Origin of the sequence: Streptococcus vestibularis ATCC 49124, assembly GCF_000188295.1 — a bacterium.
Taxonomy (GTDB): Bacteria; Bacillota; Bacilli; order Lactobacillales; family Streptococcaceae; genus Streptococcus; species Streptococcus vestibularis.
The window spans coordinates 236993-251534 of record NZ_GL831112.1 but is presented as its reverse complement, the minus strand read 5'-3'; the positions used below and the strand labels follow the sequence as shown (position 1 = coordinate 251534).

Sequence of the window (14542 nt, the reverse complement as noted above, 5' to 3'; positions counted from 1 at the left end):
CCTATTTCTTTTTATCTAAAACTGTTTACGACCGTGACAATTTTTGAATTTCTTACCAGAGCCACATGGACAGAAGTCGTTACGACCAACCTTACTAAAGTCAATTTCTTGACCATTAGCATCTGCTTGGTGGGCCTGGATATTGCCTGTTGCTGTTGTTGAAACGCGTTCATTAACATGTTCACGAGATTGTTCGTGGATTTGTGCTTTCATCATCGTACGAGTCACATCATACTCAATAGCACCAATCATATCTTGGAACATCTTGAAACCTTCAGATTGATATTCAACGATTGGGTTGTTTTGCGCATAACCACGCAAACCAACGGCGTTACGTAATTGATCAAGGGCATCAATGTGGTCTGTCCACTTATTATCAACAACCATCAAAATCAAGACTTTTTGGAACTCACGGATAGCTTCCTCTGAACGTAATTTCTTGATTTGACGATTATAAACATCGTCTGCTAACTCAGTCAGATAAACCTTGATAGCATCATAATTAACACTACGTTTCGTTACCTCTCCCACTTCTTGTAAATCTTCAAGTGAGATGGCATTCTCAGGAACCAGGGCCTGACGTGCAAAGTTCAAGATACCTTTAAGAGCTTCTTCTTGATCGTTGCGACTGTGCCCATCAACCGTACGGTTAATAGTACGCTTGATCATAGCCTTGATTTCAGGTTCAAGGTCACGCTCTGCTGTAATAACATCATAACGCTCAGCATAGATGATTTCACGCTGTTCACGCATAACGTCATCGTACTGAAGGACTTGTTTACGAGTATCGTAGTTATTCCCTTCGACACGTTTTTGAGCTGATTCCACTTGACGGGTCAACATACGTGATTTGATAACAATATCTTCGTCATCAGCGTTCAAACGTTCCAAGACATGCTTGATACGGTCAGAACCGAAACGACGCATCAATTCATCTTCAAGAGATAAGTAGAATTGAGACTCCCCTGGATCCCCTTGACGTCCCGCACGACCACGCAACTGGTTGTCGATACGACGGCTTTCGTGACGCTCTGTACCAATGACACAGAGTCCACCAAGGTCAAGAACACCTTCACCAAGTTTGATGTCAGTACCACGGCCGGCCATATTGGTCGCAATCGTAACAGCACCACGTTGACCTGCATTCATAATAATATGTGCTTCTTTTTCGTGGTTCTTGGCATTAAGCACTTCGTGAGGAATACCTGCGTCAACCAACATCTTAGAAATCAAGTCAGATGTTTCAACGGCAACCGTACCAACAAGGACTGGCTGCCCCTTCTCATAACGACGCTTAACATCTTGTACCACAGCACGGAATTTAGCATCCAAGGTTGAGTAAAGAAGGTCGTCATGGTCAATACGTTGAATTGGACGGTTTGTTGGAATTGGGATGATTCGCATGTTATAGATTTCACGGAATTCATCTTCTTCAGTCTTACCAGTACCAGTCATACCTGACAATTTCTTGTACATACGGAACATATTTTGGTAAGTGATTGAGGCAGAAGTCTTAGTTTCCTCTTGGACTGGTACACCTTCTTTAGCCTCGATAGCTTGGTGGAGCCCATCTGAGAAACGACGACCTTCCATGGTACGACCAGTAAATTGGTCAACGATAAGGATTTCTTGCTCAGGACTTACCACGTAGTCAATATCATGCAACATGATATAGTTGGCACGAAGGGCATTGTCAATATAGTGAGTCAAGGCAACATTGTCAATATCGTATAAGTTGTCCAAGTTGAAGAATTCTTCAGCCTTGTCAATACCTGAGTCATTCAAACCAATCGTTTTTGTTGGAATATCAATGGCATAATCATCTTCTGTCAAGGTCTTAACAAAGGCATCTGCACGATGATACAACTGGTTAGTTTCTGAACTTACAGGACCTGATACAATCAATGGTGTACGGGCTTCATCAATAAGAACCGAGTCAACCTCATCGACTAAGGCATAATTCAATGGACGTTGTACCATATTTTCCTTACGAACAACCATGTTATCACGAAGATAGTCGAAACCTACCTCTGAGTTGGTCGAGTAAGTGATATCACAGTTATAAGCTTCACGTTTTTCAGCTGGTGATTTAGCTGAAAGGTTAATCCCTACTGACAAACCAAGCCAACTATAAAGCTCACCCATTTCAGTCGCGTCACGCTCTGAAAGGTATTCGTTAACGGTGATAACGTGTACACCTTCACCTGAAATAGCATTCAAGTAAACAGGCATTGTCGCAGTAAGGGTTTTCCCTTCCCCTGTACGCATCTCCGGTACGTCACCATGGTGGAGCACAATACCACCCATAATTTGCACACGATATGGGAAAAGTCCAAGAACACGTTTCGCTCCCTCACGAACAACCGCAAATGCCTCTGGCAAGAGTTGATCTAGACTTTCTCCGTTTTGATATCGTTGTTTAAATTCTTCTGTTTTTGCCTGAAGTTCTTCATCTGAAAGAGCCGCCATTGCATCAGCATAGCTCTCAACTTTCTTGGCAGTTTTTTCTAGTTTTTTAATTTCGCCTTTATCATTTTCAATGATTTTGCGTAATATATTTGCCATCTTTTTTCCTTTCGACAGTCTTTATCTCCATATTTTACCACAAATGCCCCTTTTAAACAAGAAATCACTCAAGTATTGACAAAGAAAAAAGCCCCATTTTAAAGGCTTTCACAACAGATTAGCAAATAAACAAAAACTTCTTTATTAGATTCACTGAAAATATCGACAATAACACTTCAAGGCTATTTCTCAGTGATTTCTTGATTCTCTAAGAAATCCTCAAAGTCATGTAAGAGATTTTCAAAGGCCTGTTCAAAGAAAGCTCTATCACTACTACTATAAGCCTTCATAATCATAGGACTGGCCTCAAAATCCACGTAAAATTCGTATTCCAGAACACCATTTTCCCAGTAAAATTTGATGCTAGGGGAGGCCGTTTTTTCACCGCACATCCCAGGAATAGCCCGTTGTAAGCCATAAATGTGGTCTCCATAGTCTTTCAGACGATAGTAAGCTCCCTCAAAATAATAGGATTTGCCGATTTCAATACGCTCAAATAGTGCAGCTAAAACTTTTTCATTACTCATACTTAAGCCTCATTAGGGTGACTGACAATCATCTCCAATTGTCCATCAATTTCCCAATCTGTCACATCATTTGGAAGAATGAAGTGATCACCTTTTTTTAGACAATAAATGCGTGAATCGATAGTCATAGTCCCATTGCCAGAAAGTACTGAACAAAGCAAATAAGGAGCTGATTGTTTGAAGTCAACCAAGCCATTGAGTTTCCATTTATATACGGCGAAGAAGGAGTTTGATGTCAAACAAGTCGACTCTAATTGCAAGGTCTTAACAGTTGCTGGGACGCTATTTTCTGGGTCCCCTAGATCCAAGACATCAAGAGACTGTTGAATATGAAGCTCACGTTTATTGCCCTGATCATCCCTACGATCAAAATCATAGACACGGTAAGTGGTGTCGCTAGATTGTTGAGTTTCTAAGATCAGGATACCTGGACCAATAGCATGCATGGTACCACTTGGTACAAAGAAAAAGTCACCTTTCTTAACAGGAGTTTTCGACAAAAGCCCATCCCAATCACCCGCTTCAATCAAAGCTGCCAGCTCTTCCTTGGTCTGAGCCTTGTGGCCATAGATAATTTCGGCGCCCTCTTCGGCGTCAATAATATACCAACACTCCGTCTTTCCTAGTTCACCTTCATGCTCCATACCATAGGCATCGTCTGGGTGTACCTGCACTGACAGCCAATCATTAGCATCCAAAATCTTGGTCAATAAAGGAAATACACTCGCCTTTGGATGTCCAAAAAGTTCTGGTTTATCCTTGTAAAGCTCTGCCAGATGAAAACCAGCATACTTTCCATTTTTGACATAGGATACACCATTAGGATGAGCAGAGATTGCCCAGTATTCGCCAGTGTGTTCACTGGAAATATCATAACCAAATTCTGTCTTAAGGCGATTACCTCCCCAGATTTTTTCATGCATTGGCGAATCTAAAAATAAAGGTTCCATTACATCCTCCTGTATAGAGCAAAACGCCTTAAGATCATGTCTTAAAGCGATTTTACATATTTTGCTTATTTGCGTGAGTGTTTGTCAGCTACATCTTTGGCAAGTGCAAAGTTACCAAGCGTCGCAGAGCCATTACCTGAAACAGCCGGTGTCACAATATATTCAGTCACGTCTGGCACTGGAAGGTAACCATTCAAAAGAGTTGTGAATTTTTCACGGACACTACGAAGCATGTGTTCTTGTCCCATAACACCACCCCCAAAGACGATAACTTCTGGACGGTAGAGCACAGTTGCCTGGACAGCAGCTTGAGCAATGTAGTAAGCTTGAACATCCCAAACCTCAGAATTTTGCTCAATCAATTCGCCACGAATACCTGTTCGAGCTTCGAGTGATGGTCCAGCAGCCAAACCTTCCAAACATCCGCGGTGGAATGGACAAGTTCCGTTAAATTCATTGGAAACATCATTTGGGTGAAGAGGTACATATACGTGACCAGCTTCAGTGTGACCCATACCACCAATGAACTCACCATTTTGAATAGCACCGGCTCCAATACCAGTTCCGATAGTGTAGTAAACAAGACTCTTAACACCTTTACGAACAAGTGTCTCACCATAAGCAGATGAGTTAACATCAGTCGTAAAGTAGAAAGGAATATTAAACTCTTTAGCAATCAAACCAAGAAGGTCGACATTTGACCAATGTGGTTTTGGTGTTGAAGTCACAAAACCATATGTTTCAGAGTTTGGATCAACATCAATTGGTCCAAATGAACCAATTGCAATTCCAGCCAATTGATCTTCATAACGTTTGAAAAATTCAATCGTACGATCAATTGTTTCATAAGGTGTTGTTGTTGGGAATTGCGTTTTTTCAATGACTTGGAATTTCTCATCACCAACAGCACAAACAAACTTTGTACCACCAGCTTCCAAGCTTCCGTATAGTTTAGCCATATGTAAAGCTATCTCCTTTTATGATCAATAAATAACTATCTTATTACTATTATAAAGAAAAGCAAGATAAAAGACAATCTAAATAAAAGCATATTTAAGCTGCTACAAACTTGGCTTCATATCACTCTTCTTTATAAAACATTCAACTAAAAAAGCCGAAACAGCTTCGACTTTTCTAGCGTATTATTTAACTGCGATGAAGTCAGCACCCTCAGCAACTGAACCAGTTGCTACTGATGAAACATCTTCGAAGTCTGCAGTGTTTGTAACGATAACCATAGTTGTATCGTCAAGACCTGCTTCAGTGATAACTGAGCTATCGAAGGTAGCCAAGACATCACCTTTTTTAACACGTTGATTTGCTTGAACCTTAGCATCAAATCCTTTGCCATCAAGTGAGACAGTATCGATACCGATGTGGATAAGCACTTCAGCACCTTTATCAGATTTAAGTCCGTAAGCGTGACCTGTTGGGAAGGCAATTTGCACTTCACCGTCAAATGGTGCAACAACTTGGTTACCTGAAGGTTTGATAGCGGCACCTTTACCCATAGCTCCTGAAGAGAAGACTGGGTCATTTACATTTTCCAAAGCTACAACTTCACCTTTAAGTGGAGCAGCGATTGTTTCAGCTTGTAATGCAACTGGAGCTGATTCTGCAGATGCAATATCTTCAGCAACAACTTCTTTTTGAGCTTCAACTTCTTCCTCTTTATAACCAAAGAGCCAAGTAAGAACGAAACCAAGAGCAAGTGTTACAAGTACCATGATCACATACTTAAGTACTTGACCGTTTAGGTAAAGAAGAGTACCAGGAACGATTGTTACACCAAATCCTGTACCAGCAAGGTTAAGGATTGATGCCAACCAACCACCGGCAGCACCAGCGATAAGCCCCATGATAAATGGTTTACCGAAACGAAGGTTAACCCCGAAGATAGCTGGTTCAGTGATACCAAGTACCGCTGAAAGAGTTGCAGGGAAAGCAAGAGCTTTCAACTTAGAATCTTTAGTTTTAACACCCACTGCAAGTGTCGCACCAGCTTGGGCAGTCATAGCAGCTGTGATGATAGCGTTAAGTGGGTCTTTACCAGTATTAGCAATGAGGTTAGCTTCAAGCAAGTTAAAGACGTGGTGAACCCCTGTAACGACGATAACTTGGTGAACTCCACCAAGAACAAGACCAGCAAGACCAAATGGCAAGTTAAGAATCCATTCTGTAGCAGCAAGAACATAGCTTTCAACAGTATGGAAGACAGGGCCAATGATAAAGAGAGCCAAGGCTGACATTACAGCAAAGACGATAAGTGGACGCAAGAGAAGGTCAAGAACGTCTGGAACCCATTTACGAACCCATTGCTCGAACTTAGCACCAAGCAAACCTACGAAGAAGGCTGGAAGCACTGAGTTTTGGTAACCTACTACTGGAATAAAATCAAAGAAGTAGATTGGTTTAGCAGCACCTGATGCAACATCCCAAGCGTTAGGAAGGGCGTTGTTAACCATCATCAAACCAAGAACCAAACCAAGAAGTGGTGAACCACCAAATACGTTAAAGGCTGACCAACAAATCAAGGCTGGGAAGAAGGCGAAGGCTGTATCTGTCAATACAACTGTGTAAGTATAGAAATCAGTAGCAGCAAAAGCTTTTGATGTTGTACCGAACAAACCAAGAACTGTATCGTTATTAATTGCTCCACGGATACCCATAAAAAGACCAGTCGCTACGATTGCTGGAAGCAATGGAACGAAAACATCACCGAACGAACGGATAGCACGTTGGAACCAGTTTCCTTGTTTAGCAGCCTCTGCTTTTTGTTCGTCTTTAGATGCTGTTGGAAGACCTTGAGCAACGACTTCGTCGTAAATCTTGTTAACAGTACCTGTACCAAAAATCATTTGGTATTGACCTGAGTTAAAGAAAGCACCTTGAACTTTTTCAATGTTCTCAGCCTTTTCTTTATTGATTTTGTTTTCATCTTTGACCATCACACGTAGACGAGTCGCACAGTGAGCAACACTGTTGACGTTTTCACGTCCACCGAGGGCATCGATGACTTCTTTTGCAATTTGTTTGTTATCCATTTGCAAAATTCTCCTTAATAAAATTTAATATGAAAGCGTTTAGCTTTTCTTTACGATAACTATTTTAGCATCTTTTTGTCATATGTCAACCGTTTAGCATATTTTTTGTTTTTTTATGATAAATCGTTGATTTTTCTAGGTAAAACGTTTACTATATTACTAACAAATAGATTAGGAGATCCCTTTATATGAATCTACCAACAGAAGTTCGTTACCGTCCATACGCAGATTGGACAAACGAAGAAAAAACAAAAATTAAAGAAAATGTCGCTAAATCACCTTGGCGTGCAAGCTACCATATCGAACCAGAAACAGGGCTTCTTAATGATCCAAACGGTTTTTCTTACTTTAATGGTAAGTTCCAACTTTTCTACCAAAGTTGGCCATTTGGAGCTGCTCATGGTTTGAAACAATGGGTGCATACTGAAACTGAAGATTTGGTTCACTTTACAGAAACTGGTGTCAAACTCTTGCCAGACCATGAAAATGATAGCCACGGTGCCTACTCAGGTTCTGCTTATCAAATTGGTGATAAACTCTTTATCTTCTACACAGGTAACGTTCGTGATGACAATTGGGTTCGTGACCCACGCCAAATCGGTGCCTGGATGGATAAAGACGGCAAAATCGAAAAATTAGACAAGGTTCTTATCAAGCAACCTGCTGACGCTACTGAGCACTTCCGTGACCCTCAAATCTTCGATTACAAGGGACAATTCTACGCTATCGTAGGTGCTCAAAACCACGATAAACACGGTTTTATCAAACTTTACAAGGCAGTAGACAATGATGTCGAAAACTGGGTTGAAGTTGGAGACCTAGACTTTGATGGCACTGGCTCAGAATACATGATTGAGTGTCCTAACCTTGTCTTTGTAGATGGTAAACCTGTTCTTCTTTATAGCCCACAAGGTCTTGATAAAGCTGAACTTGACTACGACAACATTTACCCTAACACTTATAAGATTTTCCAAGATTTCGACACTGAGAAACCTGCCCTCGTTGATGGCACACCAATTATCAACTTGGACTATGGATTCGAAGCATACGCGACTCAAGGCTTTAACACTCCAGATGATCGTGCCCTTATTGTTAGCTGGATTGGTCTCCCAGACGTAGACTATCCAACTGACAAATACGACTACCAAGGTGCTATGAGCTTGGTTAAAGAATTATCTATCAAAGATGGTAAACTCTACCAATACCCAGTAGAAGCTATTACAAGCTTACGTGCTAGTCAAGAAGATTTCTCTGAAAAAACGGCAACAACTAACACTTACGAGCTTGAACTTAACTTTGAAGCTAACAGCCAAACAGAACTTGTCCTCTTTGCAAACCAAGAAGGAAACGGCTTGTCACTTACTGTTGATACTGAGAACGGAAAAGTTATCCTTGACCGTTCTAAAGCTGGTGAACAATATGCTACTGACTTTGGAACAAGTCGTGAATGTACACTTGATGCCGGTCAAGCTGCAACCGCAAACATCTTTGTAGATAACTCAATCGTTGAAATTTTCTTCAACAAAGGTGAGAAAGTCTTCACTAGTCGTGTTTTCCCAAGTGCAGAACAAACTGGTATCAAAGTAACATCAGGAAACGTTTCTGGACACTACTTCGACTTGAAATACTAGGGTGATTTATGGTCGCAAAGCTTACTGACGTTGCCGAACTAGCTGGTGTGAGCCCAACCACAGTTTCTCGCGTCATAAACAAAAAGGGCTACCTCTCACAGAAGACCATTGACAAAGTTCACGCTGCTATGCAAGAACTCAACTATAAACCTAATAATTTAGCTCGAGGTCTTCAAGGAAAGTCGGCCAAACTCGTTGGCTTGATTTTCCCAAATATTTCCAATGTATTTTATGCCGAACTTATTGAACGTCTTGAGGATGAACTCTTTAAGCAAGGCTATAAAACCATTATTTGTAATAGTGAGCACGATCCTAACAAGGAGAGGGACTATTTGGAGATGCTTGCCGCCAACCAATGTGATGGCATCATCTCGTCTTCTCACAATCTTGGTATCGAAGATTATGAAAAGGTTGAAGCTCCTATCATTGCCTTCGACCGTAATCTGGCCCCAAAGATTCCTATTATCTCATCTGATAACTTTGAAGGAGGAAAATTAGCCGCAAAAGCCTTAGTCAAGGCTGGTTGCCAGCGTATTGTCATGATTACAGGTAATGATAATTCAGATTCTCCAACTGGACTCCGTCAACTTGGGTTCAATTACGAATTGAATAAACACGGTATTGTCTGCCCTGTCCCAAACGATTTATCTCTCATGCGACGAGAATTGGAAATCAAATCTATTATTTCTCGTGAAAAACCGGATGGTATCTTTGTCTCAGATGATTTAACAGCTATCTTAGTTATGAAAGTAGCTAGACAACTAGAACTTTCCATCCCCAATGACTTAAAAATCATCGGTTACGACGGTACTGCCTTTATCCGACACTTCTATCCAGAGCTAGCAACCATCCAACAGCCTTTGGATGAAATTGCTAAACTTTGTGTCGAAATTCTTTTGAAGAAAATCAAAGGCGAAATAGTCAGTCGTGATTATGTGCTACCAGTAAATTTGATTTCTGGTGGCAGTATATAAATAAAAGTCGCAAGAAATCTCCGTTTGCGACTTTTTCTTGAGCTTAGTTATCAAAAAAAGAAGTTGAAACAGCAATCAACTTCTTTTTCTTATGCTTCGTCTGTCACAAACTGACTAAGAACACCATTAATGAACTTAGCAGATGTTTCATCAGAATATTTTTTAGCAATTTCAATAATTTCATTGATAGCCACACGTCCTGGTGTCTCTTCAAAAGACGTGATTTCATAAAGTCCCAAACGAAGGAGAGTACGATCTGTCACAATCAAACGTGAAAGACTCCAACCTTCTTTCAATTTTTCTTCAATTTGACTATCAAGTTGAGCCAACTCTTCACGGACGCCTGTTACTAGGCTAAGGAGAAAAGCTGGTACATCAACTTCAGTTTCTTCGTCAATTGGCTTGTCATAAGTGTAAGCGAAATGTGCTTGTTCCAGAGCTTCACCACCAAATTCAAGGGCAAAAAGCGTTTGAAAAGCACGCTCACGAAGGTCACGACGTGAATCTTTAAAGATATTAGTCATTCAAAAAATCCTCGTTAAACAATTCAGCCAAGTCCGGTTTTTGCGACTTTTCAGTAACAATAGATTCAACGTGAACGTTGACTTCTGAAATTGACACTTCGGCCATATCATAGACAGCTGCTTTAACAGCCTTTTGAATCTCAATTGAAACCGCAGGCACATTAACGCCATACTGAAGAGAAACGTAGATATCAGCGTTTACTGTACCATCTTCCTCAGTTTGAAGATAAACACCACGTCCCAAGCTTGTTTTGCTGAGACTATCTGTAACGTTTTTGTTTTGAAGGGCGTAAACACCGTCCACTTTAGTTGCAGCGATACCAGTAATCACTTCAAGAACACGAGGAGCAATTACGATTTCACCGATATTTTCTGTAGTCATCGCATATTTCCTTTCCGTTAGTTTGGAAAATAAAGCTTTCAAACCAGTGGTTCGAAAGACTTAGTTAGGCTTAGGCACGTGATACGTAAGTACCTTCAGCTGTGTTGATAACCAATTTTTGACCAGCTTCGATAAAGTCTGGAACGTTAACCACAAGACCAGTTTCAAGTGTTGCAGGTTTACCTGAACCTGTAACTGTTGCACCTTTGATTGATGGTTGTGTTTCAGTAACTGTCAATTCAACAGTTGTTGGCACTTGCACACCGATAACTTCTGTTCCGTAGAATTGGATTTTTACGTCTGAGTTTTCAAGGATAAATTTCAATTCTTCTTGAACGTTGGCTACTGGGATTTCATATTGGTCATATGTTTCAGTGTTCATGAAGTATGCAGTATCATCCATTTGGTACAAGTATTGTGCTGGTACTGTTTCGATGATTGCTTGTTCAAATTTTTCTTCTGGACGGTAGCTAGTGTCAAAAGTTGAACCTGAGCGAACATCACGCAATTTCATACGCATGATTGTGTTACCTTTACCAGGTTTGTGGTGGCTAGCTTCAAGAACTTTGATCAATTTGCCATCACTTGTTACGAAAGTCATACCCGCACGGAGTTTACTTGCTTCAATCATTATTAAATACCTCTTTGTAAAAATTATTATCAGTTTATTCTACCATAAATGACAGCATGGCTCAAATGTTTTATAGAATCAGACCTAAAACCTAAGATTTTCCAAGGAAAATCTAGTCATCCATCCCCAAGTGTACCTCTGGAACATCATGTTGCACATAAGAGACTCCCTTTTGTTCCATCAACTCAATCGCAAAGGCGTGGGGGCGATAATTAGCCTTATAAGTAATCTTAACAACGCCAGCCTGAAGGAGAGCTTTGGTGCAGTTAATACAGGGAAAATGCGTCACATAAATTTCTGTATTTTTAGTAGAAATCCCCTCTTTGGCACACTGGATAAGAGCGTTCATCTCCGCATGGACCGTACGAATACAGTGACCATCTTCCATGTAGTGACCAACCTCATTACAGTTATCTGTCTCAGAGACTCCACCGTTATAACCTGTAGCAATAATGCGGTTGTCCTTGACCAAAACAGCACCAACAAAGGCACGGTCACAGGTAGAACGTTTAGAAATCAGCTCTGCATTAGCCATAAAATAGTCTTGCCAAGATAGACGGTTTGGCATAAAATATTCCTCCAAATCTTAGAGTACAATCAATTCCTTAGGTGCAAGAGTAATCAATTCGCAACCATTTTTAGTAATAATGATATCATCTTCAATACGAACACCGTATTTGTCAGCCAAATAAATACCTGGTTCATCCGTCAAGACCATACCAGCTTCGATAGTCTCATCAGAATTACCGAAGTAAGGAATCTCGTGAATATCAAGACCGATACCATGTCCAATACCATGTGTAAAGTAGTCGCCGTATCCCGCTTCGACAATAACATCACGCGCAACCTTATCATAGTCACGACGTGTCATACCAGCCTTAGCTGCGTCAATCAAGGCCTGGTTAGAACGTAGAACGATATCATAAATTTCACGCTCCTCATCAGTGGTGTCACCAATATGGATAGTACGAGTCATATCACTAACATAGTGATTGTAGTAACAACCAAAGTCCATAGTCAAAGTTTCTCCTGACTGAATGACCTTGTCTGAAGCAACACCGTGAGGCATAGCTGAACGGTAACCTGAAGCAATGATAGACTCAAAGGAAATACCTGAAGCTCCATATTCACGCATACGGAAATCTAGGAAGTTAGCCACTTGTAGTTCTGTTGTTTGACCTGGTTTGATAAAATCAAGCACATCTGTAAAGGCACGGTCTGAGATAGAACAAGCCTTACGGATAGTTGCCAATTCTTTTTCGTCCTTGATCATACGCAACTCTTCCATGAAGTTACTTTGTGGTGACAAAGTGTAGCCTTCAAAAATCGCTTGAAGACCTTGATAGTAAGCAAATGATACCTGATTGTCAAAACCTATTGTCTCCAGTTTATCAGCCCCGATAATTTTAACAATATCCTTAAGTGGATCCTTACTTTCAATAATATCAAAGCCATGCACGGATTGTTTGGCAATGAGGGTATAACGTGAATCGGTTAAGAAGAGGCGACGATTCTTAGTGATGAAGACAGTCGCATTTGTCCCCCAGAAATCTGTCAAATAATAAATATTGTTTTGTCCTGTCACCAACAAGGCATCAAGGCCTGATTGGGCAAGTTTAGCATCAAATCGTTCAAGTCTACGTTGCATTTGAATGACTCCTTTGGTATTTTAGGTTAATTATACCAAATTCTCAGATTTTAAAGGACGAAATTGATACTTTATCGTGTTTTTTTGATGGCATTAAGAAAAAGCCAGATGAAATTCTGACTTTATAAGCACTACACATAGGCTCGCTTTTCGTAGATAGTTGGCGCAAAGAGGAGCAAAACCAAAGTCCAAGCAAACAAAACAAAGGCTTCGCGAAGACTGAAGAACTGTTGACCGCTAGTAAAGACTGCTCGCATAAAGCTAAATGGCACATAAGTCATCAACTTAGTTATGGTATCCCCTAAACTAGCCAAATAGAGCGTAAAGAAAGTCATTCCTGTTACACCAAAATAGGTCATTACAAAGGCTGTCAAGGTACTTTTTACAAACAATACAAGTAAGGAGGAAACCATATAAATAAAGGCTCCATAGAGTAGAAAATCAATATAGATGCCTCTGATATAATCCCACAAAGGAAAATCGACATGTTGCACAGAATACTTGTAGAAGGCCAACTCCAAAACCAAAATAGTAGCAGCAACTATAGACAACACAAGGAAACTTAAGAGTTTTCGAAGAATAACCTCGCATCCAGATAAGGAAGACACCCGAATCATATTAATTGTTCGATTCTGAAATTCTCGTCCAAGACTAGATACTGCTAAATAAACAAAGACGATATCCACGATAAAAGAATAACTGGCAACAATCGCAGATGGACCAAGGTAATCTCCCCTATAGCCATCACATAAGATTACAATTGCACCAATCAAGGCTACCAATCCGAGACAAATAAAGACACTCCTCGTCACACATTCCTGCTGTAAAAATACGGTTCTCAATTTACTTTTCATTGAATAGCACCTCACTTAATCCTTCTTTTTCATAAGTAAAAGGAATCCCCTCCCTATCCATAACCTGCTTAACAGCTGCTAATCCTTTGACTAAGATATCATGCTTTTGTCGTTCAAAAGGTAGACCATTTAATTTGAGCAGAGACATCAATGACTTCAAACTTAAATCCTCAGTATAAATCTTGTATTTAACATTATCACTATCATCTAAGTAAATCAGCTTATGATTCCTCAACAAATAGTTTTTCGTACAAACCTGCTCAAGATTAGACAAGATATGACTCGAGATAATAAAGGTTAGACCATGATTTTTCGCTAACTTTTTAATTAATGTGAGAAGACTGTTGATTCCATTAGGATCCAGACCATTTGTAGGCTCATCAAGAAGGATAAGTTCATCTGAAGCAATTAAGGCGATAAACAACCCCACACGTTGCTTCATTCCCAAAGACAATTTGGAAGCCTTGCGTTTAAGATAGGCTGCCACCTCCAACTCGTCCTTATAACGGTCAATCAATGCGTAATCTTTACTGTACAATTTACAATAGAATTTAAGATTAGCTTCAACAGTCATGTTAGGATATAGAGCCGGAGCTTCAATCAAGGCTCCTACAGTTCTTGTTTTTAAGTCAATAATATCCTTGGGTCCTGCCAAAATACCTGAAACTAGTTTCATCAGGGTCGTCTTCCCTGCACCATTATTACCAATCAAACCGGCAATATCCCCCTTCTCTAACGTAAACGAGATATTATCCAAAACGGTTTGCTTTCCAAAACTATAGGTTAAGCCTTTCACCGCTAGCACTGTCATC

The 14542-nt window shown here is 40.3% G+C and carries 14 protein-coding genes; 2 read left to right on the top strand and 12 right to left on the bottom strand.

Going from position 1 to position 14542, the window contains the following annotated elements; all coding sequences use genetic code 11:
* Positions 1-15 precede the first annotated feature (15 nt).
* The 5 genes from secA to HMPREF9425_RS01290 all read right to left on the bottom strand — a co-directional run bounded on the left by secA (position 16) and on the right by HMPREF9425_RS01290 (position 7086).
* Positions 16-2565, bottom strand: coding sequence for a preprotein translocase subunit SecA (secA, locus tag HMPREF9425_RS01310; protein ID WP_003094665.1), 2550 nt, complete (start codon positions 2563-2565; stop codon positions 16-18).
* A gap of 182 nt (positions 2566-2747) precedes the next feature.
* Complete coding sequence (locus tag HMPREF9425_RS01305) at positions 2748-3092, bottom strand: hypothetical protein (RefSeq protein ID WP_003094447.1); 345 nt, start codon at positions 3090-3092, stop codon at positions 2748-2750.
* A gap of 2 nt (positions 3093-3094) precedes the next feature.
* Positions 3095-4042: a mannose-6-phosphate isomerase, class I gene (manA, locus tag HMPREF9425_RS01300; RefSeq protein WP_003094273.1), complete on the bottom strand. Its 948-nt coding sequence runs from the start codon at positions 4040-4042 to the stop codon at positions 3095-3097.
* A gap of 65 nt (positions 4043-4107) precedes the next feature.
* Positions 4108-5001, bottom strand: a complete 894-nt coding sequence (gene scrK, locus HMPREF9425_RS01295) for a fructokinase ScrK (protein ID WP_003096052.1) — start codon at positions 4999-5001, stop codon at positions 4108-4110.
* Positions 5002-5184: 183 nt separating this feature from the next.
* On the bottom strand, positions 5185-7086 hold the full coding sequence (locus HMPREF9425_RS01290; protein WP_003094312.1) for a sucrose-specific PTS transporter subunit IIBC: 1902 nt from the start codon (positions 7084-7086) through the stop codon (positions 5185-5187).
* Between the two features lie 188 nt (positions 7087-7274).
* Between HMPREF9425_RS01290 and HMPREF9425_RS01285 the strand changes: the two genes are divergently transcribed.
* Positions 7275-8717, top strand: coding sequence for a sucrose-6-phosphate hydrolase (locus HMPREF9425_RS01285; RefSeq protein WP_003096051.1), 1443 nt, complete (start codon positions 7275-7277; stop codon positions 8715-8717).
* Between the two features lie 8 nt (positions 8718-8725).
* Positions 8726-9691: a LacI family DNA-binding transcriptional regulator gene (locus tag HMPREF9425_RS01280; protein WP_003094484.1), complete on the top strand. Its 966-nt coding sequence runs from the start codon at positions 8726-8728 to the stop codon at positions 9689-9691.
* Between the two features lie 89 nt (positions 9692-9780).
* On the opposite strand, the gene nusB is transcribed toward HMPREF9425_RS01280, so the two are convergent.
* The 7 genes from nusB to HMPREF9425_RS10005 form a co-directional block, all read right to left on the bottom strand.
* On the bottom strand, positions 9781-10215 hold the full coding sequence (gene nusB / locus HMPREF9425_RS01275; RefSeq protein ID WP_002884506.1) for a transcription antitermination factor NusB: 435 nt from the start codon (positions 10213-10215) through the stop codon (positions 9781-9783).
* A complete protein-coding gene (locus HMPREF9425_RS01270) occupies positions 10208-10597 on the bottom strand; it encodes an Asp23/Gls24 family envelope stress response protein (RefSeq protein WP_003096049.1) in 390 nt (129 codons plus the stop codon). The genes nusB and HMPREF9425_RS01270 overlap by 8 nt, the downstream gene beginning before the upstream one ends.
* 70 nt (positions 10598-10667) lie before the next feature.
* On the bottom strand, positions 10668-11228 hold the full coding sequence (efp, locus tag HMPREF9425_RS01265; RefSeq protein WP_003096048.1) for an elongation factor P: 561 nt from the start codon (positions 11226-11228) through the stop codon (positions 10668-10670).
* 112 nt (positions 11229-11340) lie between these two features.
* Positions 11341-11796, bottom strand: a complete 456-nt coding sequence (locus HMPREF9425_RS01260; protein WP_003093914.1) for a deoxycytidylate deaminase — start codon at positions 11794-11796, stop codon at positions 11341-11343.
* A gap of 18 nt (positions 11797-11814) precedes the next feature.
* A complete protein-coding gene (locus HMPREF9425_RS01255) occupies positions 11815-12876 on the bottom strand; it encodes a M24 family metallopeptidase (protein ID WP_003093704.1) in 1062 nt (353 codons plus the stop codon).
* A 131-nt stretch (positions 12877-13007) separates the two neighbouring features.
* Positions 13008-13730 (bottom strand): ABC transporter permease, encoded by a 723-nt coding sequence (locus HMPREF9425_RS01250; protein WP_003093593.1) that lies wholly within the window; start codon positions 13728-13730, stop codon positions 13008-13010.
* On the bottom strand, positions 13720-14541 hold the full coding sequence (locus HMPREF9425_RS10005; RefSeq protein WP_003093340.1) for an ABC transporter ATP-binding protein: 822 nt from the start codon (positions 14539-14541) through the stop codon (positions 13720-13722). Before HMPREF9425_RS10005 ends, HMPREF9425_RS01250 begins: the two co-directional genes overlap by 11 nt.
* Position 14542 lies beyond the last annotated feature (1 nt).